Source organism: Blattabacterium cuenoti BPAA, from assembly GCF_000348805.1.
Classification (GTDB): domain Bacteria; phylum Bacteroidota; class Bacteroidia; order Flavobacteriales; family Blattabacteriaceae; genus Blattabacterium; species Blattabacterium cuenoti_B.
Map to the genome: position 1 here is coordinate 47135 of NC_020510.1, position 24223 is coordinate 71357.

A 24223-nucleotide genomic window follows, 5' to 3' on the forward strand; every position below is an offset into this window, starting at 1 on the left:
AATGCAAAAAATAAAAAAAATACTTTTTTCCACAAAAATTACTTCTTTTTTATTCTTATTATTGGCCTTATCTATGGCTATAGCTACTTTTATAGAGAAAATATATTCTACAGATGTATCAAAAATATTTATTTACGAATCTACTTGGTTTGAAGTTATCATATTCCTTATAATAATAAATCTGATAGGAAATATCTGGAAATACAAATTATGGAGTTATCGTAAATTACCTTTGTTCATTTTTCATTTTTCATTTATATTCATTTTTATTGGTGGAATTTTTTCTAGATATTTCAGTCTTGAAGGAACAATGTCTATAAGAGAGGGAGAAATAAATGGAAAAATACTTTCTAGTAAAAATTACATTAAATTAAAAATAAATCAAGGATCTAACACAAGGTTTTATCATGATCCTTATATTTTTTCTTCTTTTCATAATGGATATCAAGGAGGATTTTTTTTTAAAAAAAATCCTTTGAAAGTTAAAGTCATAGATTATATACCATGTGCAAAAATATTTTTATCAAAAGATAATACCGAAGAAAAAGTTATAAAAATAGTTTCAACAAATCAAAAAGGAAGAACGGAACATTTTGTTAAAAATGGTGAGATTATAAATGTAAATGGAATTATATTTTCTTTTAATAGAGAAATCCCTTTTGGGATTATAATTTTTGAAAAAAATCATAGGCTTTATATAAAATCATCTTTTTCAGGTAAAAGTATTAACATGATAAATAGAAAAATCAATTTTTTTTCAAAAAAAGTTGATCATCTATTGAAAATTAGACATTTATATCAAATTAAAATCAATCGAAATCATGAAATAATGCAATGGGTTATTCCTGAAGGAGTTGTAAAAGGAAAATTAAAATATGTAAAATCATGTGATCATGAAGAAGAAAATAATAAATTAAGTGCTATTACGGCAAAAATATCATTTCAAAATCAATCTAAAATAGTAACCTTTTTAGGAGGAAAAAATACAACAAATATGAGTCCTCCTTTATTTTTTAATGATTATAAAATATCCATTGGATATGGATCAATTTTTTTTAATCTTCCTTTTTTTATAAAATTAAAAAAATTCAAATTGGAAAACTATCCAGGTTCTGAATTTCCATCCACTTTTATAAGTCATGTAACATTAATAGATAAAAATAATAAAAAAAACTATTTTATTTACATGAATCATGTTTTGAATTACAAAGGATTTCGATTTTTTCAATCTGGATACGATCCAGATGGAAAAGGAACTCATTTTTCTGTTAATAATGATTATTTAGGAACATACTTTTCCTATATGGGTTATCTCCTTATGAGTATAGGGATGTTTTTTACTTTATTTTGGAAAGGAACTAGATTTAATGATCTTAAAAAAAAACTAAAATATTTATCTTATAAAAATTATTCAATATTATTTATTGGATTTTACTTTCTAAGTAGTATACAAAATTCTGTATTTTCTCAAATACAAGAATTCAAAAAAATTCCTTTAGAAAACGTTTCTGATGCAATTCATATTCCTAAAAAACATGGAGATAATTTTGGCCGTTTATTAGTACAAGATCAAAAAGGTAGAATTAAACCTATTAATACGATTGCTATTGAATTGCTTAGAAAAATACACAAAAAAGATTCTATAGGAAATTTAGATGCAAATCAATGGTTTATATCAATTCATCAAGATAATATATTTTGGACAAAAATTCCTTTTATTAAAGTTGATAAAAAAGGAGGACATGAATTTTTAAATAAAGTAAAAGCAAATAGACAATATTATGTTTCTCTTATGGATTTATACTTTATAGATTCAAAAAATTCAAAACTAAAATTTCTTCTTCAAGAAGATTATGAACAAGCTTTTTCTAAAAATCCTTTTCAAAGAAATGAATATGATAAAGCCATATTGAATCTTAGTGAACGTGTAGGAATAATGCATGAAATTTTTCAAGGAAAATATATCCGTATTTTTCCTATTCCTCATGATGTCAATCAGACTTGGTCAAGTTGGGTTTCCAATTCATCAAATAAATTGAATCCTTTAGGGTTATCTATGTTTAATAATTATCTTAAATCTTTATTATTTTCTCAAAATGAAAAAAATTGGAATATTGCGGATAAAGAAATTCAAAAAATACGATTATATCAAATTCAGCATGCAAAACCTATTTTGCCTTCAGAAAATAAAATAGATGTAGAAATTATTTATAACAAATTAAATATATTTTATGTATTATCTTTTCTATATGCTTTTTTTGGAGTCATTGTTCTTATTCATTCTTTTTTAACAATCTTTTTAGAAAAAAAATATATGTATTTTTTTTCTAAAATATTTATTTCCATTTTGTTCGTACTATTTATTTTAAATTTTTTCGGATTAATTTCTAGATGGTATATTTCTGGACATGCTCCATGGACTAATGGGTATGAATCTGCGATTTTTATTAGTTGGTGTTTGATTGGGATAAGCTTTTTATTTTATAAAAATCAATTTGTTTCAGGAATTACCGCTTTAATTTCATCCATTTTACTGATGGTTGCACATTATGGAAATGTCATGGATCCAGAAATAACCAATTTGGTTCCCGTATTAAAATCTCATTGGTTGATTATACATGTTGCAACAATCACATCAAGTTATGGTTTTTTTTTAACAGGAGCATTTTTAGGTTTTTTAGTCCTGATTCTTTTTATATTAAAGATATGTTTTCGTAATTATAGTGAAATGATTTACATTCATATTAAAAAATTGACTATTATTAATGAAATATGTTTGACCATAGGACTTTTTTTATTAAGCATAGGAACTTTTTTAGGTTCTGTATGGGCGAATAATAGTTGGGGACGTTATTGGAGTTGGGATCCTAAGGAAACTTGGGCTTTGATTAGTATAATGATTTACGCTTTTGTATTACATATGCGATTAATTCCATATCTTAGAAATATATTTATTTTTAATTTTTCCAGTATTTTATCTGTAAGTTCTATTTTAATGACTTATTTTGGAGTAAATTACTATTTATCCGGACTACATTCTTATGCAAAAGGAGATCCTATTTCTATTCCTTACTGGGTCTATTATAGTTTGTTAGTTTTGTTAATTGTCTCTATTTTATCTTATTATTCATTCAAATTTCATAAAAAAATAAAATATATCAATAAACAGTGAATTTTCATTCGTTTTTTTTTAAAAAACATTTCAGAAAAAAAAAAAGTACTTTATTTAGAGATGCATTTGGAAATTTTCATTTTATAAAACGTTTCTTAATTTTTACTTTTGGTTGTATTTCTTATAATCGTTATAATGGATTTAATCAATTGCATTTGGAAGGAACTGAATATATCAAAGATTTACCTGATAAAAAAGTTCTTTTTGTATCTAATCATCAAACTTATTTTGCCGATGTGTTCGCTATGTTTCATGTATTTTGTAGTGTAAAAAATGGTTTCGTCAATAGCATCAGAAATCCTATTTATCTTTTAAATCCAAAAGTTAATTTATATTATGTAGCCGCAAAAGAAACTATGAATCAAGGTTTTTTAACTAAATTATTTACTTATTCAGGAGGAATTACTGTGAAAAGAATTTGGAAAAAAGAGAAAAACAAAATTAATCCTTCTATAAATATATTATCTGATATCACTCGTATGGGGATTGCTCTCAATGATGGGTGGTTAATTACTTTTCCACAAGGGACAACTCAAGCTTTTGCTCCTGGAAGAAGAGGAATTGTTCACGTTATCAAAAAATACACTCCTATTGTTGTTCCCATTGTAATAGATGGATTTCAAAAAGCCTATGATAAAAAAGGAATTCGCATTAAAAAAAAAGGAGTTTTACAAAAAATGAAATTTAAAGAACCTATTCAAATGGATTTGAAAAAAGAAACAACAGATTCTATTATGGAAAAAATTATGGATGCCATCGAACAATCTCCAAAATATAAAAAGGATAATTCATAAATTTCAAACATAAATGAAATATAAATTAATCAAAGAGACTTTTCTAAATTTCTTTCAAAAAAAAAAACATAAAATTATTCCTTCTTTCCCCATTTTTTCGAAAAATGATCCCACTCTTTTTTTTGTTAATGCCGGAATGAATCCTTTTAAAGATTATTTTTTAGGACATGTAACTCCTGAATATACGAGAATAGCCAATATTCAAAAATGTCTTAGAATAACGGGAAAACACAATGATTTGGAAAATGTAGGATATGACAATTATCATCACACTATGTTCGAAATGTTAGGAAATTGGTCTTTTGGAGATTATTCAAGAAAAGAAACGATAGAATGGGCTTGGGAATTATTAACTAAAATATATCATATTCCTCATCAAAATGTTTATGTTTCCGTTTTTATTGGAGATAAAAAAGATGAATTATCCATGGATAAAGAAACTTTGAAATTTTGGAAAACTTTAATTCACGAAAATAATATTCTTTTTTTTGGAAAAAAAGAGAATTTTTGGGAAATGGGAAACACAGGGCCTTGTGGTCCTTGTTCAGAGATTCATATAGATTTAAGAAATGAAAAAGAAAAAAAAATATTATCTGGTAGATATCTTATTAATAAAAAACATCCTCAAGTAATAGAAATTTGGAATCTTGTTTTTATAGAATTTATACGAAAATCAGATGGAACATTGGAAAAACTTGACACAAAACATGTAGATACAGGAATGGGATTGGAAAGATTATGCATGGTATTACAAGAAAAAATTTCTAGTTATGAAACTGATATTTTTTATCCTATTATTCAAGATATAGAATGCGATTTAGGAAATGTTTATAATAGAAAAGATTTTAATCAAAATGTATCTATACGGATTATAGCAGATCATCTAAGAGCTATTGTTTTTTCTATTTTAGATGGACAATTACCATCCAATAACGGAGCTGGTTATGTGATAAGAAGAATACTTAGAAGAGCCGTTATTTTCTGTATCCGTTTTTTATACAAAAAAGAACCTTTTCTTTATAAATTTGTAGATTCTTTAGTGAGAGAAATGAAAAATTCTTTTCCAGAATTGGAAAAGAAAAAAAAATACATACGAAATATTCTTAAAGAAGAAGAATTATCATTTTTCAGTGTTATTGAAAAAGGAAGTAAAAAAATTCAACATATAATTACCCAACATAAAGAAAAAAATGAACAAATTATTAATGGAGAAGAAATTTTCCAATTATATGATACTTATGGATTTCCCATGGAATTAACTAAAACATTGGTTGAGAAAAATAATTTGTTCATTGATGAAAAATCATTTCAAAAAAAATTATTGGAACAAAAAAAAAGATCCAAAGAAGAAAAAAACTCAATCATAAAAAAAGATTGGATACAAGTATATCATGATTCTTATCAAGGTCAAAATTTCGTGGGATATGATTTGATAGAATGTAATATTTTGATATTAAAATATAGAGAAGTAGAAAACAAGCTCAAAAAAATCCGTTATTATGAACTAGTTTTTTCTAAAACTCCTTTTTATCCTGAAGGTGGAGGACAATTGGGAGATACGGGTTTGATCAAAAATGAATTTGATCAAATTGACGTTTTCGATACTAAAATCGAAAATTCTATTGTTATACATTGTGTTCAAAGATTACCTTCAAATGTTTTTTCTTCTTTTAGAGCCATAGTAAATCAAAATAGAAGAGAAGAAATTGAGAAAAATCATACTTCTACTCATTTATTACATTTTGCTTTGAAACAAGTTTTAGGAAATCATATTCAACAAAAAGGTTCTTATGTAGGAGACGATTATATAAGATTTGATTTTTCTCATTATCAAAAAATAAAGATTCAAGAATTGTATAAAATTGAAAATTTTGTTCAAGAATTAATTTTTTCGGATATTTTATTAAAAACAAAAACGTTTCATTCTTTACAAGAAGCTCAAAAAAATGCTTTTTTTAGTGAAACTTTTGAAAATAAATATAAACAACAAGAAGTACGAGTTGTAACCTTTGGTAAATCTTCCGAATTATGTATTGGAACACATGTGAAACATACTGGATTAATTCAAGTGTTTGAGATATTATCAGAATCTTCTATATCGCATGGAATACGTAGAATTAAAGCTATCACTTCTAAAAAAGCAATTCAACATTTAAAATCTATTCGTGATCAATATCAATCTCTAAAAAAAATGATGAAATATCCAGATGACCCTATGAAAAGTTTCTCAATTCTGAAAAACTCTAATGAAAAATTAAAACAAGAAATATCAAAAATTCATTTAGAGAAAATAAAAATATTAAAAAAAGAATATTCTTTAAAAGCCATAAAACTATCTTCTATAAAATATATATGTGAAATTGATCTTGATCAAGAAAAAGAAATCAACATTATGAGAAAAATAGTCTTAGATTTAAGACATGAAATTCATAATTTATTTATGATTACAGGATTTGTAAAAAATGAAAAAGTAATTCTTTTTATATCTGTTTCTGATTCCGTTATTAAAAATTATAATATTCATGCTCATAAAATCATATGTGGAATGGCTTCTCATATACATGGAAAATATTGGGGAGACTCTTTTTTTGCTACAGCTATGGGTACTAAAAAAAATGGATTGAATTTAGTCTTAAAAGATGCAATAGCATATCAAAATCATCTACAAAATAAATGTTTAAATTTAAAAAAATAAAAACAGTATTATGAATGATAGATATTCTTTTCTAAATGCCATTCATTTTAAAGATATAGAATTTCTATATAATCAGTATCAAAAAAATCCTAATTCAATAGAATCAAGTTGGAGTGCTTTTTTTTATGGATTCGATTTTGGAATAAAAAACTATAACAACGTTACAAAATTAGGAAAAGATAATATCATACAAAAAGAATTTTTAGTATTGAATTTAATTCACGATTATAGAAAAAGAGGTCATTTTTTCACGAATACAAATCCTATACGAAAAAGAAGAAAGCATTTTCCTTCTTTAGATTTAAAAAATTTTGGATTATCTGAAAAGGAATTAGATACATATTTTGAAGTTGGAAAATTAATAGGGATAGGAAAAACTTCATTAAAAAATATAATTAGTCATCTAAAAAATATTTATTGTGGACCTATAGGAATAGAATACATGTATATTTATAATCCTGAAAAAATTCAATGGATTGAAAAATGGTTTTTAGAAAAAAAATTCCAATTTCTTCCAGAAGAAAAAAAATTTTTTTTGAAAAAATTAAATGAAGCAGTTACATTTGAAAATTTTATTCATAACAAATTTGTAGGACAAAAAAGATTTTCTATAGAAGGAAATGAATCTACATTACCTGCATTGGAAGAAATGATCGAATATGCATCCAGTAAATATTTTACTGAAGATTTTATAATTGGAATGTCACATAGAGGTCGTATAAATATACTTTCTAATTTTTTTCAAAAAGATTATTCTCAAATATTTATCGAATTTCAAGGAAAAGAATATAAAGAAAAAACTTTTTCCGGAGATGTAAAATATCATTTAGGATTTTCAAAAAACAGAAAAACTCGTGAAAATAGAGATGTTAAAATCTATTTGGTTCCTAATCCTTCTCATTTAGAATCTGTAGATGCTATTGTAGAAGGAATTACACGTGCTAAAATAGATATCATCTATAATCAAAATAGTAATTCTGAAAAAATCATTCCTATTTTGATTCATGGAGATGCGGCATTATCCGGTCAAGGAATTGTATATGAAGTTCTTCAATTCTCTCAATTAAAAGGATATAAAACTGGAGGTACCATTCATATGGTAATGAATAATCAAATAGGATTTACTACGAATTCTACTGAAGGTCGTTCCAGTATATATTGTACCGATATTGCCAAAATTCTGATGTCTCCCGTATTACATGTTAACGCGGATGATGTAGAATCTGTTATTCGAGCTATTTATTTTGCTGTAGATTTTAGAATGCGTTATCATGAAGATATTTTCATAGATTTATTGGGATATAGAAAATATGGACATAATGAAGGAGATGAACCAAGATTTACTCAACCTTCTTTATATAAAGCAATTTCACAACATTCTAACTCTTACAACTTATACAGAAAAAAATTGGAACAAGAAGAAATTATTAGTAATGATGATGTAAAAAATATGGAAAAAAAATATGAAAATATTCTTCATGTAAAATATAATGAAACAAGTAATATTAAATGGAACGTATTGAATTCTTTTTTAGAAGAAGAATGGAAAAATTTTCCTATAGTATATAAAAATGAAGAAATCTTTAAAGAAGTAGAAACACAATTTCCCATAGAAAAAATTATAAAGATATCTCATAAAATTTTTTCTCTTCCTAAAAAGAAAAAATTTTTTAGAAAAACGGAATTGATTTTTCAAAAAAGATTAGAAATGATTCAAAAAAAATTGGTAGATTGGAGTATGGCAGAACTACTATCTTATGGTACTCTTTTATATGAAGGAATTCATATTCGTTTATCAGGAGAAGACGTGGCAAGAGGTACGTTTTCTCAACGTCATGCTGTTATTAAAACAGAAGAAGAAGAAGAAATTATTCTTCTTAATAAAATCTGTACAAAACAAGGAAAAATACAAATTTTTAATTCTCCTCTCTCAGAATATGGAGTTTTAGGTTTTGATTATGGATATGCCATGTATTCTCCTCATGTTTTAACTTTGTGGGAAGCTCAATTTGGAGATTTTGTAAATGGAGGACAAATCATAATAGATCAATATATTTCTTCTGGAGAAAATAAATGGAAAATTAGAAATGGAATTGTATTGTTATTACCTCATGGATATGAAGGACAAGGCCCAGAACATTCTTCTGCACGCATTGAACGTTATTTACAACTTTGTGCTAACAACAACTTATTTGTAGTCAATTGTACTACTCCAGCTAATTTTTATCATCTTATAAGAAGACAAATGAAATTAAAATATAGAAAACCTCTTATTATTTTTACTCCTAAAAGTCTGCTTAGAAATAAGAAATGTTTATCTCCAATAAAAGATCTTTCTATGGGAAAGTTTCAGGAAATATTGGATGATCCTTATGTAAAGGATATCAAAAAAATTACAAAATTAATTTTTTGTTCTGGAAAGATTTATTATGAATTGCTCAATAGAAAAGAATCTATTCTAGATGAAAAAACCGCATTAATTCGCATAGAACAAATTTATCCATTAAAAATAGAGAAAATCAAGGAACTTTTAGAAAAATATAAAAATAAAAAAGAAATTTTTTGGGTACAAGAAGAACCAGAAAACATGGGATTGTGGAGTTTTATTTTAAGAAAATTAGGAAATATGATTTCATTTAATTTAATAGCTCCATCTGAAAGCTCTAGTCCGTCTACAGGATCTTATATTGATTTTTTTAGAATTCAAAATAAAATATTAAAAAAAGCTTTTCTTTGAAATTTAAATTATAATAAATAATAAAAATTTTTTAAAATTTAAATCATGATAATACAGATAAAAGTTCCTTCTCCAGGAGAATCAATCACAGAGGTAGAAGTTTCCACATGGCTCGTAAAAAACGGAGACTATGTTCATAAAGGTCAAATAATAGCAGAAATAGATTCAGATAAAGCGACTTTAGAAATTTCTTCAGAAGAAAATGGAATAATCACTATTATGGTAGAAAAAGGAGAAAAAGTACGAGTTGGAGATGTTTTATGTATTATCGAATCTTCTAATAAAGAAGATACAAAAAAACATAAAAAAAAAATTGTTCAAGACAAAAAAGATCATGTTGAAAAAGTTTCTCCTACAAATAAAAAGATTAAAATTCCTTCTCCAGCTTCAAGAAAAATTTTGAAAGAAAAAAAGATTTCTATAGAATCTGTTATAGGTACTGGAAAACATGGAAGAATAACAAAAAAAGATTGCATTTTTCATTTAGAAAAAAATGAAACTTCTATTATTCCTAATAATAGACCACCTATTACAACAATGTATAATAGATCGGAAACCAAAACTCCTCTTTCTTCTTTAAGAAGAAAACTTTCCGAAAGATTAGTTTATGTAAAAAATCAAACCGCTTCTCTTACCACATTTAATGAAGTAGATATGCTAAAAATTTTTATTATTAGAAAAAAATATAAAGATCTTTTTAAGAAAAAACATGGGGTCAATTTGGGTTTGATGTCTTTTTTTACTCTTTCTTGTGTTAGAGCTTTAAAACTTTATCCAGATGTCAATGCCATGATTAGTGAAAAAGAAAAAATTAATTTTGAATATTATGATATTAGTATTGCTATATCTGGGCCTAAAGGATTAATGGTTCCCGTAATTAGAAATGCAGAACATCTATCATTTCGTGAAATAGAACAAGAAATATATAAATTATCAACACGGGTTCATAATGGAAAAATTTCTATAGATGAGATGACAGGAGGAACTTTTACTATTACTAATGGAGGGATTTTTGGTTCTATGTTATCTACTCCGATTATAAATCCACCACAAAGTGCCATATTAGGAATGCATAAAATTATGGAAAGACCTGTAGTGGTTAATGGATCTATTGAAATACGTCCTATCATGTATTTAGCTCTTTCTTATGATCATAGAATCATTGATGGTAGAGAATCTGTAGGATTTTTAGTTTCTGTCAAGGAGTCTATAGAAAATCCTATAAAATTTTTGATGGGTGGAAGTGAAGAAACTCTTTCTAAGAAATTAGAATTATGATAATAAAATTTCAAAGAAAACGTAGATTTTAATCTAAAATTTTTTCCTAACATAAGGATTAGGTCTGTTTATATTTCCGATATTTATTTTTTTCATTTGTATTTTTATGATTTGAATTTGATCATGTAATAAACCAGAAATATCCATTTTTTGTGCCTCTAATAGTAAACATTCGGCTCTTTTTTTATTTCCTTTTGATAAGGATGCTATAGCCAAATTAAATTTGGCTATAGCTATATTTGGTTTAAATTTTAGTCCTAAATCTAAAGCTTTTTGCATATAATTTTCTGACTGAAAAATATTATTTTCTGAATATAAAATTCCATTCAAAAAATAATAATAAGCCATCTGGTTTTTAGTTAATTGTAATTTAGGGTTTTTAACATATTCTAAATATTTTTTTAATCCTTTCATGTCCTTTTTTTGTATTTTAAGAAAGGCTAATAATAAAAATTCATTCCTAAAAATAAGAAAAACAGGAATTAGACTTACTAAAAGTAGAATACATCCATATAAATAATTTTTTTGAAAAAATGAAAAAATAGATCCTAAAAAAATAAACAGAAACAATACTATTTTTGAATATTTACTCATGATTCATATTTTGATTTATTTTTTATATGTTTTTCTTTAATCCAATTAATAAGATCTTGATAATTTAAATGATTTAAAGTATGTCCAGATTCATACTCTTTATAAAAAGAAAGTATTTTTTTTTCCTTTAAAAATTTTAATCCTTTTTTTGCCCAATTTACAGGAATTATAGGATCATATTTTCCATGAGATATAAAAAATTCTAAATCGGAATAATGATTAATTTGTTTTGGCAAAATACGATTTTCTAAATATCCACTTAAAGCGATTACTTTTTTTATTTTATCAGAATTTTTTAATGCTATCGCATAACTTAGAATAGCTCCTTGACTAAACCCACATATCCATACTGGATTGTTTTCCAATTTATATTCTTCTATGGCTTCATGGATGAAAAATGATATTTTTTCAATGGTTTTTTTAGCCTGTATTATGTTAATAAATTGGTTTTTATTATCAAAGTCTATATCATACCAAGAATATTTATTTGTTCCAACTGAATAGATACCTTGAATACTAATTATAAAAAAATTTTCTGGAATATCTTTTTGAAAAGAAAAAAGATCTTTTTCATTGCTTCCATATCCGTGAATCATCAAAAAGAGTGTCTTTTCATTTCCACAGACGGTTTTTTTTATAATATGTTTAATAGAAAGTTGATTTTTTAAAAGCATAAAATATTTTTATTTATCAATCTTGTATAATATTCCATTTTCTATTTTTAGTTTTTCATCAGCCATATTTGCTAATTGTAAGTTATGAGTAACAATTAAAAAAGTTTGTTTGAGTTTGAAATTCAGGAAAGAAAAAAAATTATGTAATTTTTCTGCGTTTTTTATATCTAAATTTCCAGAAGGTTCATCTGCAAAAATGATTTTTGGATCATTAATCAAAGCTCTTGCTACAGAAACTCTCTGTTTTTGACCTCCAGATAATTCTTCTATTTTTGAATTTTCATACTTATATAGATTTAATTCTTTTAATAGATTTATAGCTTTTTTTTTTACATTTTTTTTGTTGATAAACCCTGGTAAACATATATTTTCTAATACAGTAAATTCAGGAAAAAGTTGAGGAGTTTGAAAAATAAAACCGATTTTTTGATTTCTTAAAATAGAAAGTTCTTTGTCTGTAAGAGATAATATTTCTTTTTTATTAATTTTTATAATCGGTTTTATTTTTTTATTTATCGTTGGTTTTTCTAAAGTTCCTAAAATATGTAATAAAGTACTTTTTCCTGCTCCAGATTCCCCTAAAATACATACTATACTCCCTTCTTTTACCATGATATTTACTCCTTTTAAAATTTTGTCTTTTCCAAAAGATTTGTAAATATTTTTAGCCTGAATCATTTTTTCGTAAATTAATTCTTCTTTATTCTTAATTTAAGAAATCAAATTAAAAATAAACGAATTTTAGTTTAAATTTACTTTTAAAATTATTTCAATGAATTTACATGAATACCAAGGTAGAGAAATATTAAATTTTTTTTCCATTCAAGTTCCTGATGGGATGATTGCTTCTTCTCCTGAAGAAGCTGTGAAAGTAGCTAAAATTATTTTTAAAAAAACTGAAAAAAATTCTTTAGTGATTAAAGCTCAAATTCATGCTGGAGGAAGAGGAAAAGCTGGAGGTATTCAAATAGTAAAAAATTTGGATGAAGTTTATGAAAAATCAAAAAATATTTTAGGAAAATTCCTAATAACTCCCCAAACTTCTAAAAAGGGAGAATTAGTTCGAAAAATTTTGTTGTCTGAAGATGTTTATTTTTATGAATCTGCTCCTCCTATAGAATATTATTTATCCATATTATTAAATCGTGATATAGAAAAAAATATAATTCTTTACTCTAAAGAAGGAGGAGTAAATATAGAAGATATTTCAAAAAAAAATCCAAATCAAATATATACAGAAGTTATAGATCCGATATTAGGACTTCAATTGTTTCAAACAAAAAAAATTGGTTTCAATTTAGGTATTCATGATAATGAATCTTTGAAAAACTTTAGCTTGTTTCTGTTATCACTTTATAAAGCTTATATTACTTTTGATACTTTGTTGTTAGAAATCAATCCTTTAATTAAAACATTTGATCAAAAACTGATACCAGTTGATATAAAAATGATTTTAGATGATAATGCTTTGTTTCGTCATAAAAAATATAATTTGATCCGTGATGATATTATTGATGAAATTGAAAGAGAAGCATATGAAGCTAAATTAAATTTTTTAAAACTGGAAGGAAATGTAGGATGTATGGTAAATGGAGCTGGATTAGCAATGGCTACTATGGATATGATTAAATTTTGTGGAGGAGTCCCTGCTAACTTTTTAGATATTGGAGGTTCTGCGGATCTAGAACGTGTAGAGAAAGCTTTTTATCTGATATTAAAGGATAAATCTGTAAAAACAATATTAATCAATATATTTGGAGGAATTGTACGTTGTGATACGGTTGCAAAAGGAATTATAAATTCTTTTTCTAAGATTCATCAGGATATTAAAGTTCCTGTTGTTGTTCGTTTACAAGGAACAAATGATAAATTGGCAAAAAAATTAATTCAAAAAAGTTTATTTCCTATTTATTCTACTGATACTTTAGAAGAAGCAGCTGATAAAATTCAAGAAATTTTGTATCTAAAATAAGATTGATCTTTTATGAATAAAGTTTTTTCTGTATTATCTGAAAAATATAAACCTATAAAATGGAATGAAGTAATAGGACAAAAAGATATAATTCTGATTTTAAAAAAAGCAATACAGGAAAATCGTTTATCTCAAATCTTATTTTTTTTTGGTCCAGAAGGAGTAGGAAAGAATACATGTGCACGAATTTTATCCAATGAATTAAATTCTTTTTCAGAATTAAAATATTATTCTTTGAATAGATTTGAAATTAATGGATTGTTGAATGATTCATTAGAACATATTTATAAAATAATTAATCAATTTCGTTTTTTTCCTAAATTAGGAAAATATAATACATTCATAATTAATAATGTACATATGGTTCCTCAATGTTTTTTCAATTTTTTTATAAGATTTATAGAAGAAAAACATCCACATGTCTTATTTATTTTTTGTGGAACAGAAGAAAAAAAAATTCCAAAATTGATTTTATCACGTTGTCAAGTTTTTGAATTCAAAAGGATTTCTACAAAAGAAATTTTTTTACATTTAAGAATGATTGCTGAAAAAGAAAATATAGAAGTAGAAAATGAAGCCTTATTAATTTTATCAAAACATGTAAAAGGATCTATCAGTAAAGCTATTTATTTATTTGATAGATTGATTCTATATAATAAAAATAGTGAAAAAAAAATATCCAAAGAATTCCTAATTCAAAAATTAGGAATTATTGACGTAAAGTACTATTTCAAAATAGTAGATTATCTTTTAGATAAAAAAATACATAAAATATTCATTTTATTGGATAAAATTTTACAAAATAAAGTAAATTCTTATGATTTAATTATAGGATTAACCAAACATTTCAGAAATTTATTTTTATCTAAAAATTATGAAACAATTTCTATTTTGAAATTAAAAAAAGAGATCATATTCTCTTACATTGCACAATCAAAAAAAATGTCTTATTTTTTTTTAATGAATGCTTTAAGCATTTGTCTTAGATTGAAAAAAGAATATGAAAAGTTTAATCAAAGTTATAGATTAACAATTGAAATTTATATAATACAATTGGCATATTTATTCGATAATCATAAAAATGAAAAATCCTTCTTAATAGAAGAAGAAAAAAAAAATGAAAAATCCTTCTTAATAGAAGAAGAAAAAAAAAATGAAAAATTTTCTGATTTCAAAGAAGATGAAAAAATTCAATGTTTACAAAAAAATTGGATAAAATTTTTACAGAAATATTCTGGAAAAATAAATCCTATTTATTTATTTTTTTTGAAAAATGAAATACAATTTCAGATTGAAAAAAATAAAATATTTCTTGTTTTTCCATCTAAATTAGGAAATTATAATTTTTTGTTAATTCAAACACATTTTTTTAAATATTTTAAAGAAAAATTCAATTATCCGCATTTAGAATTTGAAATAGTGAAAAAAAATTCAAGTACAATAGAACAATATAATCTTTTATATCATAAAAATAAATTAATAGAAACATTAATAGAACGATTGAATTTAAAAATTTCTTCTTATGAAATACAAGGAAAAAAAAAATTCTTGTAAACGATTTTTTTCTTGTATGAGATTTATTTCTATTCAAATTATTTTTTTTTCATTTGTAGAAATGAAAGAGATATTTTATCTTTTTTTGAATAAAATATTTGAATGATTTCCATTTATGATTTATCATTATTCGTCAAACAGTATTAAAAAAATTTTTTTATCTTCTCCTTATTCCGATGAAGATATTGAAAATGACAGTTCTTCCTCTTCTTATGGATCTGGAGGGAGCGGAACAGGTTCTGGTTATTATGGAGGGATAAAAAGTAAAACTCCTGTTTTGGATAATTTTGGAAGAGATTTGAATTCCATAGCTATGGAAGGAAAATTAGATCCCGTAGTAGGTAGAGATAAAGAAGTTGAACGTGTTTCTCAAATATTGAGTAGAAGAAAAAAAAATAATCCTCTTCTTATAGGAGAACCTGGAGTAGGAAAATCTGCTATTGCTGAAGGATTAGCATTACGTATTGTGCAAAAAAAAGTTTCCAGAGTCTTGTACAATAAGAGAGTGGTTGTATTAGATTTAGCAAGTTTAGTTGCTGGAACTAAATATAGAGGTCAATTTGAAGAAAGAATGAAAGCCATTATCAATGAATCGGAGAAAAATAAAGGTCTAATTCTTTTTATAGATGAAATTCATACTATGATTGGAGCAGGAGGAACTACTGGTTCTTTAGACGCTTCTAATATCTTTAAGCCAGCTTTAGCAAGGGGAGATATTCAATGTATAGGGGCAACAACACTCAATGAATATAGACAATATATAGAAAAAGATGGAGCCTTAGAAAGGAGATTTCAAAAAATCATTGTTCACCCTTCTTCTGAGGAAGAAACTATAGAGATTTTAAGAAAAATAAAAGGAAAATATGAAAGTCATCATAACGTTATTTATACAGAAAAAGCGATAAAAGCTTGTGTCTATCTTACTGGACGATATATTATAGATCGTTTTTTACCAGATAAAGCCATTGATGCTTTAGATGAAGCAGGTTCTCGTGTTCATATTAAAAACATAAAAGTTCCACAGGAAATAGTTTTTTTAGAGAAAGAATTAGAAAGTATTCGAAAAGAAAAATCAAAAGTAGTTAAAAGTCAAAAATACGAAGAAGCGGCACGTTTACGTGATACAGAAAAACGTATTGAAAAACAATTAATGAAAGCCCAAAAAGAGTGGGAAGAATCTTCTAAAAAGAATAAAGAAATTGTATCCGAAGAGAATGTTGAAGAAGTGGTCTCAATGATGAGTGGGGTTCCAATCAATAAAATAGCTCAAGCTGAAATGAAAAAATTGAGCAAAATGATAGATATTTTAAGAGAAAAAATAGTAGGACAAGATGAAGCGGTAGAAAAAATAGTAAGAGCAGTTCAAAGAAATAGAACTGGATTGAAAGATCCTAATTCTCCTATAGGTTCTTTTATTTTCTTAGGACAAACAGGGGTAGGAAAAACTTATTTAGCAAAAATTTTTGCTAAAGAATTATTTGATTCAGAAGAATCATTGATTCGTATAGATATGAGTGAATATATGGAAAAATTTTCTGTATCCCGATTAATCGGAGCTCCTCCAGGTTATGTGGGGTATGAAGAAGGAGGACAATTAACAGAAATCATACGTCGTAGACCTTATTCTGTAATATTATTAGATGAGATAGAAAAAGCACATCATGAAGTATTTAATGTTTTGTTACAAATGTTAGATTATGGGTGTGTTACAGATAGTATTGGAAGAAAAATAAATTTTAAAAATACCGTGATTATTTTTACTTCAAATACGGGAACACAACAATTAAAAGAGTTTGGTCAAGGAATCGGTTTTCATACTCAAGCAAGAAAATTAAATAATTATATACAAAATGTACTGGAACAAGCTTTAAAACGTACTTTTTCTCCTGAATTCTTAAATAGAATAGATGATATTATTATTTTTAATTCTTTAACAAGAGAAAATATATCAAAAATAACTCGTATTGAATTAAACAAAATAATTTTTCATGTGTCTAATTTAGGTTATGAATTGGTATTACTTCCTGAAGTAATAGATTTTATTCAAAAAAAAGGATTTGATCAAGAATATGGAGCACGTCCTTTAAAAAGAGTAATAGAAAGATTTATAAAAAATCCTATATCGGAATATATAATTAGTGAAAAATTAAAAAAAGGAGATAAAATTTCACTAAAAATGGATAAAAATAATGACAATGTAGAAGTATTTATTCATCAAAAAAAATGAATTTTATTTCAAAAAAAATAAAAATTATTGAAAATATATTGGATTTTTTATATCCTAATCCAACTCCTACTTTGTATTATATTAATGAATACACTTTATTGATATCTATTATGTTAAGTTCCAGAAGTCAAGAAAAAAAAGTCAATGAAATTACAAAAATTCTATTTAGAAAAATCAATAACCCCATAGATACAATTTGTACTCCTATTGAAAATATAAAAAATATTATAAAACATATAGGACTTTACAATACAAAATCTAAAAATATTTATGATTTATCTGTTATATTAATCAAAAAATATAATGGAGTAATTCCGAAAAATATTTCGGAATTAAAATTTTTACCTGGAATAGGACATAAGACTGCTTCTGTTTTTTTATCCCATGTATCCAATGAATCTGTATTTCCTGTGGATACTCACATTCATAGAATGATGTTTCGTTGGAAATTGAGCAATGGAAAAAATGTTAAACAAACAGAACAAGATGCAAAACGCTTTTTCAAAAAAAAAAATTGGAAAAAATTACATCTTCAAATTATCTCTTATGCTAAAAAATATTCTCCTTCTAGAAAATGGAATTTAAAAAAAGATATCATCTATCAAGAATTATTAAACAAGAATTTATTATGACATTTTTATTAAAATTCTTAAAAAGGTAAATCATCAAAATCATCAGATGATAAAGGAGGAGATGTTGAAGTCATTTTATTTGAAGTTTTTCCTGTAGAATAATGTTCTATTTTCCATCCTTGAATGGAATTAAAATATCTAATAACTCCTTCAGGATTTTTCCATTCTCTTCCTCTAATGTTTATGAATATTTTTATTTTATCTTTTGGTTTAATATTTTCTAACAAATCCACTTTATCTTGAATAAATTCAATTAATATGTTTTGAGAATATGGCTCTTCAGTAGTAAGAACTATTTCTCTTTTTTGAAATCCGCTATCAAATTTTTGAATATCAAATAATTTTTTGACTATTCCTATGATTTCCATGGAACTTAAAATTTATTTTTTTTTGCTGTTATTCTTTTTTTTAAGAGTTTCTCCAATTTGGTTAGAAACATTAAATGAAGTAATCATATTATTTAACATTTCACTAGCCGATCCTGGTGAATTGGGTAATAAAATTAAATTAGTATTTCCACTTTCTCCCATAGATTGGAGAGTATCATAGTGTTGTGTAACAACAATCAAAGCAGAAGCTTCTTGTGAATTAATTCCTACATTATTTAACACTTCTACAGATTCTAGAATTCCTCTAGCTATTTCTCTACGTTGATCTGCTGTTCCTATTCCTTGTAATTTTTTACTTTCAGCTTCTGCTTTTGCTTTAGCTACAATTTTAATCCTATCAGCTTCTGCTTGATATTCAGCAGCAACCTTTTCTCTTTCAGCTGTATTAATGCGATTCATAGCCTGTTTTACTTGTTCATCTGGATCAAGATCTGTAACTAATGCTTTAATTATAGAATATCCATAATTTAACATAGATCCTTCCAATTCTCCTTTAACTGCAAGAGCTATATGATCTTTTCGCTCGAAAACATCATCTAAACGCATTTTTGGAACTTCTGCTCTCACTACATCAAATATATAAGAAGTAATCTGAGCATGAGAATTATCTAATTTATAAAAAGCTTCATATACTTTATCTTTGATTACCTTGAATTGAACCGATACTTTAACTTTAACAAAAACGTTATCTTTCGTCTTTGTATCTACTAATACATCTAATTGTTGAATTTTTAATGTAAGTTTTCCTATTATATTATCCATAATAGGAACCTTAAAATTTAATCCAGCATAACGAATGCTATGAAATTTACCCATTCTTTCAAGAATAGCTGCTGTCTCTTGGTTTACTATAAAGATAAAACTAGAAAAAATAGATAAAATCAAAAGTGCCAATATTCCATAAAACAGTAAACTGAAAATACTCATATTCAAAAAATTTATAACAATCCTAATTCTAAACGAGCTTCATCGCTCATAAATTCTCTACTCCAAGGTGGATCAAATGTTAAAATAACATCTACTTCTTTTATTTCTTGTATCATAGATTGGACTTTTTCTTTAACTTCTAAAGGCAGACTTTCTGCAACCGGACAATTAGGCGTAGTTAAAGTCATTACTATTTTCACTTTATTTTTTCCAGAAATTTGAACATCGTAAATCAAACCTAACTCATAAATATCTACTGAAATTTCTGGATCATATATACTTTTTAATACAGAAATAATACGATCTTCTAAAGAATAACTTGGATTCATTTTTCTTCTTTCTTGATTAAAGATCCAAATTGATCAAAAAAACGAATAGAATAACCTAATTTTTTTATATTAGGTAATATATCGTGAGCTTTTCCAACAATTATGATTCTACCATTCTTTGTGAAAAAAAACTTTTGACATGATTGATAGACATCATCTATCGTAACTGATTCTATTTTCTTTAAATAATTTTTATAAAATCCACTTGGAAGGTCATTTTTTAATTCACATATAAAAAGATCACTAATTCTATTAGGATCTTCAAAATCAAGAATAAATTGACCACTAATTTCTTTCTTCTTTATATTTAATTCTTCCAAAGAAATTTTCTTTTCTGTTATTTCAAAAATTTCTTTTATAAGATCTTTTATTGTTTTTTCTGTAACTTCATTTCTTACTTGAGTATAAACTGAAAAATAACCAATATTTCTATCAGATTTCAAAATAGAATAAGCTCCATATGTATAAGCCTTTTTTTCTCTAAGGTTTAAAAACAAACGACTCTGAGGCCCACCTCCCAAAATTCCATTTGCTAACATAGAAGAAAAATATTCTGGATCATTTTTTTTCAAACAAACCGGTCCACCAAAACAAATAGTAGATTGAGTTAAAGTAGGAATATCCACTATATCTATTTCTATTTTAGATGGAATCACATACTGTTTGAGAACAGGATCATCTATATATGATTTTTTTTCCCATTTAGAAAAATAAAGATCACACAATTTTTCCGCTTCTTTTTGAGAGATATCTCCAATAAAAGAAAGATAGGAAATGTTTGGTATATAATATTTTTCATATAATTTCTTCAAATCATAAAGAGTAATATTTTTAATTGTATCATGGGTCTCGTACTCTCCATAAGGATGATCTTTTCCAAAATATAAAACATTTCGTACTCTTTGTAAAATAGCATTGGGATCTTTTTCTGAAAGACTAATATCTATAATTCTTTGTTTAATGATTTTATCCAATTCTTTTGAGTTATCAAATTTGCTATTCATCAAAATATCACTCATTATAAATACAGATTGATTCAAATATTTCTTCATAGTGAAAATAGATGTTTCAGAGAAAGAAGTATATAAACTACATCCCATATAATCAATCATATCGTCTAATTTTTCTTTAGTATGATTTTTCGTACCAGAACGAAGCATTTGACCCAAAATTTTTTTGATTCCAGTCTTATCTTTTTCCAAGAAAGGTTGATAATCCAATTCTAAACCAATTCTAACTAAAGGTAGTTTATGATTTTCTACAATGAGAACTTTTAATCCATTTTTCATTTGAAAAAACTTAGGTTTTTCAATGTTTATAGTAGTATTTCTTTTGAGAGATGGAGGGGGGACATTTCGATTAAATATATGAGCAAACATAATTATTGTATGAAAAAAAATTATTACAGCAAGGATTATTTTAATAATAAATTTATTTATCTGTGTTCTCGTTATCTGGAACATTATATAAACGAACTCTGTTATTTTTATTTAAATATTTGTTAGCAACTTGTTTTATATCTCCTGTAGTTATTTTTCTATATCTTTCTATATCCGTATTAATTAAATCAGCATTATGATAATATAAATAATAGTGAGATAAATTCGCAGTGATTCCACTCATAGAATAATTGTCTGAAATAAATTTTTTTTCAAAACAGTTTTTTTGTTTTTCCAATTCATATTCTGTTATTCCTTTTTCTTTTAAAAGATCGATTTCCTCATCTATTATTTTTGTCAATTGATCTATTGTAATTCCAGGATTAATTAATCCATATATCATAAAAATACCATAATCTTCCATTGTATCTAAAGATGATCCTGCATAAGAAGCTACTTGCTTCGTATTTACAATATTTTTCATTATGCGAGAACTTTCTCCAGAAGATAATACATGATCAATAATTTTTAATACATAAGAATCCTCATCTGTGAGTTTTGGAACTCTATACGATAAAAATACTCCAGGCACTTTAGTATTTTTATCTACGTAAGTGAAAAATATTTCTTTTTTCATCGGTTCTTCTTCTATTTTATTCATTTTAAAATTTCTTGTTCCTTTAGGGATAGATGAAAAATATTTTTTAATCAGCATTCTAGCTTCATTCATATCGAAATCACCTGATACTACTAAAACCGCATTGTTCGGAACATAGTAAGTCTTATAAAATTCTTTATAATCAGCTTCTGTTGCAGTATCTAAATCTTGATATAATCCAATAATTGGATATTTATATGGATGTTTTTTGAATAATAAAGAAGGAATAATCTCAGAAATGGCTTTTACATATGGCTGATTCTCTACACGCATTTTTTTTTCTTCTTTCACCACTTCTCTTTGAATATTAATACTTTCTTCATCGACTTTAGCATGAAGCATTCTTTCCGATTCTAACCACAAAGCTAATGGAAGACGATCAGATGGTAAAATTTCGTAATAACAAGTTTCATCATGATTTGTATAAGCATTATTTTTTCCTCCATTATAGGCAATGTACTTAAAATATTCTCCTTTTTTAATATTTTTGGATCCTTCAAACATAAGATGTTCGAAAAAGTGAGCAAAACCCGATTTTCCAGGAGTTTCGTTTTTACTTCCTACATGATACAAAACAGAAATAGAAACTAAAGGGGTTGTCTTATCTTGATGTAAAACAACATGCAATCCATTTGATAGTTTCTCTTCGAAAAACTTAATTTGATACAACTCTTTAGAACGGTTAAAATTTTTTGGACTCAAATGATTCAGTATCATAGTTATAAACATTAAGAAAAAAATGAAAATCCTATTCATGAAACAAAGTTAAAGATTCAAAAAAGAAATTTACGAATTTTTTTTTCCAAAAAATGGGATTTTTTCTTTTATTCTATTTTTGTTATAAAGTTATGAATTCATTATATAGTATGAGAAGAATTTTATTTTTTATTTTCATTTTTTCTTTTTTTTTAATAGAAGAAGGCAAATTAAAAGCTGAGAAAGGAGATGTTGAAAATGGAATGGAACTTTTTAAAAAAAATTGCACAACATGTCATTCCATAGATTTAGAAAAAAAAATGATAGGACCTGCTCTACATGGAGTGACTGAAAGAAGAAATCGTAAATGGTTACATCAATGGATTAAGAATAATAAATCTCTAAGAGAAAGTGGAGATAAGGAAGCTTTAGAGGTTTACAAAGAATATGGAAATATAGAAATGAATCCATTTCCTCAATTATCTGAAAAACAAATAGATGATATATTATCTTTTATAAAAAATCCAGATTTAATAAAAAAAAAAGAGAATCATAAAATAAATCATAATAATAATGAAGCTAATGAAAATAATGATAGAGAAGAAAATCAATTTTTAGTCAAATTAATTATTTTTTGTTTTGGAATTTTATCTTTAATTCTACTTTGGATTTTATATAGAATACAAATTTTAATCAGGTTAATTAATGAAGGAGAAACAAAGGTTTCTACTTTTAGAAAACAAAATTTCATAATAAATATTTTATACAAAAAAATATTAGGAAATGATAAAAAAAAGTGGTATTTGTTTTCTTGTTTTACAGGATTTTTTTTGTTATTTGGGATATATGAAACTTGGAATTTTTTAATGAAAATAGATGTAAATAAAGGATATAAACCTGAACAACCTATTTATTTTTCTCATAAAATCCATTCTGGAATTAATAAAATTGATTGTCAATATTGTCATTCTTCGGCAAAGTATGGTAAGGTATCTGGAATTCCTTCAGTAAATGTTTGCATGAATTGTCATATAACTATTCATGAATACAATGGAGATTATTTGGAAAAAGGAAAAAGTAGAGAGGAATATAATCAAGAAATCCAAAAGATTTATAAGGCGATAGGATGGGATCCAGAAACAAGGAAATATTCTAAAAAAATTCATCCCATTCAATGGGTACGCATTCACAATATGCCAGATTTCGTCTATTTTGATCATTCTCAACATATCCTTACAGGAGAAAAATCAATTAAAAAATTAAAAAAAGTAAATTTAGTTTGTTATGCTTGTCATGGAGAAGTTCAAAAAATGGATACAGTAGAAATGTCTAATGATTTTACTATGGAATGGTGCATTTCTTGTCATAAAAACGTTGGAATAGACAAAAAAAATAAATATTATAAAGAATATTTTCCGAGCAGCAAAACAAATAAAAAAATCACTGTTGATATGATTGGAGGGATAGAATGTGCTAAATGTCATTACTGAAGAATGAAATAGGAATGAAAGAGAAT

The 24223-nt window shown here is 25.4% G+C and carries 18 protein-coding genes; 10 read left to right on the top strand and 8 right to left on the bottom strand.

The features are described from left to right. The first annotated feature begins 1 nt into the window (after position 1). From BPAA_RS00200 to odhB, 5 genes are read left to right on the top strand one after another with little or no spacing between them, the layout of a single operon-like run. Positions 2 to 3172: a cytochrome c biogenesis protein gene (locus BPAA_RS00200; RefSeq protein WP_015429663.1), complete on the top strand. Its 3171-nt coding sequence runs from the start codon at positions 2 to 4 to the stop codon at positions 3170 to 3172. Then, positions 3169 to 3966, top strand: coding sequence for a lysophospholipid acyltransferase family protein (locus tag BPAA_RS00205; RefSeq protein WP_015429664.1), 798 nt, complete (start codon positions 3169 to 3171; stop codon positions 3964 to 3966). Before BPAA_RS00200 ends, BPAA_RS00205 begins: the two co-directional genes overlap by 4 nt. Before the next feature lie 13 nt (positions 3967 to 3979). Continuing rightward, entirely contained in the window at positions 3980 to 6661 is a 2682-nt protein-coding gene (gene alaS / locus BPAA_RS00210) for an alanine--tRNA ligase (RefSeq protein ID WP_015429665.1), read from the top strand. Between the two features lie 10 nt (positions 6662 to 6671). Next, the gene (locus tag BPAA_RS00215; protein WP_015429666.1) at positions 6672 to 9398 is read left to right on the top strand and encodes a 2-oxoglutarate dehydrogenase E1 component; all 2727 of its coding nucleotides are present in this window, start codon (positions 6672 to 6674) and stop codon (positions 9396 to 9398) included. A gap of 45 nt (positions 9399 to 9443) precedes the next feature. Further along, entirely contained in the window at positions 9444 to 10676 is a 1233-nt protein-coding gene (gene odhB / locus BPAA_RS00220) for a 2-oxoglutarate dehydrogenase complex dihydrolipoyllysine-residue succinyltransferase (RefSeq protein WP_015429667.1), read from the top strand. 33 nt (positions 10677 to 10709) lie between these two features. Here odhB and BPAA_RS00225 read toward each other — a convergent pair whose 3' ends face one another. Genes BPAA_RS00225 through BPAA_RS00235 form a run of 3 tightly spaced genes read right to left on the bottom strand, consistent with a single transcriptional unit; the run spans position 10710 to position 12622 of the window. After that, complete coding sequence (locus BPAA_RS00225) at positions 10710 to 11270, bottom strand: tetratricopeptide repeat protein (RefSeq protein ID WP_023469895.1); 561 nt, start codon at positions 11268 to 11270, stop codon at positions 10710 to 10712. Beyond that, positions 11267 to 11944, bottom strand: coding sequence for an alpha/beta hydrolase (locus BPAA_RS00230; RefSeq protein WP_015429669.1), 678 nt, complete (start codon positions 11942 to 11944; stop codon positions 11267 to 11269). Before BPAA_RS00230 ends, BPAA_RS00225 begins: the two co-directional genes overlap by 4 nt. A gap of 9 nt (positions 11945 to 11953) precedes the next feature. Next, positions 11954 to 12622, bottom strand: coding sequence for an ABC transporter ATP-binding protein (locus BPAA_RS00235; RefSeq protein WP_015429670.1), 669 nt, complete (start codon positions 12620 to 12622; stop codon positions 11954 to 11956). Between the two features lie 94 nt (positions 12623 to 12716). Here BPAA_RS00235 and sucC point away from each other — a divergent pair, with 94 nt between their 5' ends. The 4 genes from sucC (at position 12717) to BPAA_RS00255 (ending at position 18329) form a co-directional block, all read left to right on the top strand. After that, positions 12717 to 13916 carry an ADP-forming succinate--CoA ligase subunit beta gene (gene sucC, locus BPAA_RS00240; RefSeq protein WP_015429671.1) on the top strand — a complete coding sequence of 400 codons (1200 nt, stop codon included), beginning with the start codon at positions 12717 to 12719 and terminating at the stop codon, positions 13914 to 13916. Between the two features lie 12 nt (positions 13917 to 13928). Then, positions 13929 to 15470 (top strand): DNA polymerase III delta subunit-related protein, encoded by a 1542-nt coding sequence (locus BPAA_RS00245; protein ID WP_015429672.1) that lies wholly within the window; start codon positions 13929 to 13931, stop codon positions 15468 to 15470. 115 nt (positions 15471 to 15585) lie between these two features. Continuing rightward, a complete protein-coding gene (locus BPAA_RS00250) occupies positions 15586 to 17697 on the top strand; it encodes an ATP-dependent Clp protease ATP-binding subunit (protein ID WP_015429673.1) in 2112 nt (703 codons plus the stop codon). Next, positions 17694 to 18329 (top strand): endonuclease III domain-containing protein, encoded by a 636-nt coding sequence (locus BPAA_RS00255; protein ID WP_015429674.1) that lies wholly within the window; start codon positions 17694 to 17696, stop codon positions 18327 to 18329. The genes BPAA_RS00250 and BPAA_RS00255 overlap by 4 nt, the downstream gene beginning before the upstream one ends. 17 nt (positions 18330 to 18346) lie before the next feature. Here the strand turns inward: BPAA_RS00255 and BPAA_RS00260 are convergent, their stop codons facing one another. From BPAA_RS00260 to BPAA_RS00280, 5 genes are read right to left on the bottom strand one after another with little or no spacing between them, the layout of a single operon-like run. Next, positions 18347 to 18697: a DUF3127 domain-containing protein gene (locus tag BPAA_RS00260; protein WP_015429675.1), complete on the bottom strand. Its 351-nt coding sequence runs from the start codon at positions 18695 to 18697 to the stop codon at positions 18347 to 18349. Positions 18698 to 18709: 12 nt separating this feature from the next. Then, positions 18710 to 19645 (bottom strand): SPFH domain-containing protein, encoded by a 936-nt coding sequence (locus BPAA_RS00265; protein WP_015429676.1) that lies wholly within the window; start codon positions 19643 to 19645, stop codon positions 18710 to 18712. 11 nt (positions 19646 to 19656) lie between these two features. After that, on the bottom strand, positions 19657 to 19974 hold the full coding sequence (locus tag BPAA_RS00270) for an iron-sulfur cluster assembly protein (RefSeq protein WP_015429677.1): 318 nt from the start codon (positions 19972 to 19974) through the stop codon (positions 19657 to 19659). Then, positions 19971 to 21437: a M16 family metallopeptidase gene (locus BPAA_RS00275; protein WP_041178654.1), complete on the bottom strand. Its 1467-nt coding sequence runs from the start codon at positions 21435 to 21437 to the stop codon at positions 19971 to 19973. Before BPAA_RS00275 ends, BPAA_RS00270 begins: the two co-directional genes overlap by 4 nt. Continuing rightward, entirely contained in the window at positions 21406 to 22728 is a 1323-nt protein-coding gene (locus BPAA_RS00280) for a M16 family metallopeptidase (protein ID WP_023469897.1), read from the bottom strand. The genes BPAA_RS00275 and BPAA_RS00280 overlap by 32 nt, the downstream gene beginning before the upstream one ends. Positions 22729 to 22859: 131 nt before the next feature. Between BPAA_RS00280 and BPAA_RS00285 the strand changes: the two genes are divergently transcribed. After that, a complete protein-coding gene (locus tag BPAA_RS00285; protein ID WP_041178686.1) occupies positions 22860 to 24197 on the top strand; it encodes a c-type cytochrome in 1338 nt (445 codons plus the stop codon). Positions 24198 to 24223: the final 26 nt, after the last annotated feature.

What these genes read in the sequence shown, in the direction of transcription:
- BPAA_RS00250 (WP_015429673.1), top strand. Translation starts at nt 15,586, where the DNA reads ATGATTTATCATTATTCGTCAAACAGTATTAAAAAAATTTTTTTATCT.
- BPAA_RS00260 (WP_015429675.1), bottom strand. Translation starts at nt 18,697, where the DNA reads ATGGAAATCATAGGAATAGTCAAAAAATTATTTGATATTCAAAAATTT.
- sucC (WP_015429671.1), top strand. Translation starts at nt 12,717, where the DNA reads ATGAATTTACATGAATACCAAGGTAGAGAAATATTAAATTTTTTTTCC.
- BPAA_RS00245 (WP_015429672.1), top strand. Translation starts at nt 13,929, where the DNA reads ATGAATAAAGTTTTTTCTGTATTATCTGAAAAATATAAACCTATAAAA.
- BPAA_RS00230 (WP_015429669.1), bottom strand. Translation starts at nt 11,944, where the DNA reads ATGCTTTTAAAAAATCAACTTTCTATTAAACATATTATAAAAAAAACC.
- BPAA_RS00275 (WP_041178654.1), bottom strand. Translation starts at nt 21,437, where the DNA reads ATGTTCCAGATAACGAGAACACAGATAAATAAATTTATTATTAAAATA.
- odhB (WP_015429667.1), top strand. Translation starts at nt 9,444, where the DNA reads ATGATAATACAGATAAAAGTTCCTTCTCCAGGAGAATCAATCACAGAG.
- BPAA_RS00215 (WP_015429666.1), top strand. Translation starts at nt 6,672, where the DNA reads ATGAATGATAGATATTCTTTTCTAAATGCCATTCATTTTAAAGATATA.
- BPAA_RS00225 (WP_023469895.1), bottom strand. Translation starts at nt 11,270, where the DNA reads ATGAGTAAATATTCAAAAATAGTATTGTTTCTGTTTATTTTTTTAGGA.
- BPAA_RS00235 (WP_015429670.1), bottom strand. Translation starts at nt 12,622, where the DNA reads ATGATTCAGGCTAAAAATATTTACAAATCTTTTGGAAAAGACAAAATT.
- BPAA_RS00200 (WP_015429663.1), top strand. Translation starts at nt 2, where the DNA reads ATGCAAAAAATAAAAAAAATACTTTTTTCCACAAAAATTACTTCTTTT.
- BPAA_RS00265 (WP_015429676.1), bottom strand. Translation starts at nt 19,645, where the DNA reads ATGAGTATTTTCAGTTTACTGTTTTATGGAATATTGGCACTTTTGATT.
- alaS (WP_015429665.1), top strand. Translation starts at nt 3,980, where the DNA reads ATGAAATATAAATTAATCAAAGAGACTTTTCTAAATTTCTTTCAAAAA.
- BPAA_RS00280 (WP_023469897.1), bottom strand. Translation starts at nt 22,728, where the DNA reads ATGATACTGAATCATTTGAGTCCAAAAAATTTTAACCGTTCTAAAGAG.
- BPAA_RS00255 (WP_015429674.1), top strand. Translation starts at nt 17,694, where the DNA reads ATGAATTTTATTTCAAAAAAAATAAAAATTATTGAAAATATATTGGAT.
- BPAA_RS00270 (WP_015429677.1), bottom strand. Translation starts at nt 19,974, where the DNA reads ATGAATCCAAGTTATTCTTTAGAAGATCGTATTATTTCTGTATTAAAA.
- BPAA_RS00285 (WP_041178686.1), top strand. Translation starts at nt 22,860, where the DNA reads ATGAATTCATTATATAGTATGAGAAGAATTTTATTTTTTATTTTCATT.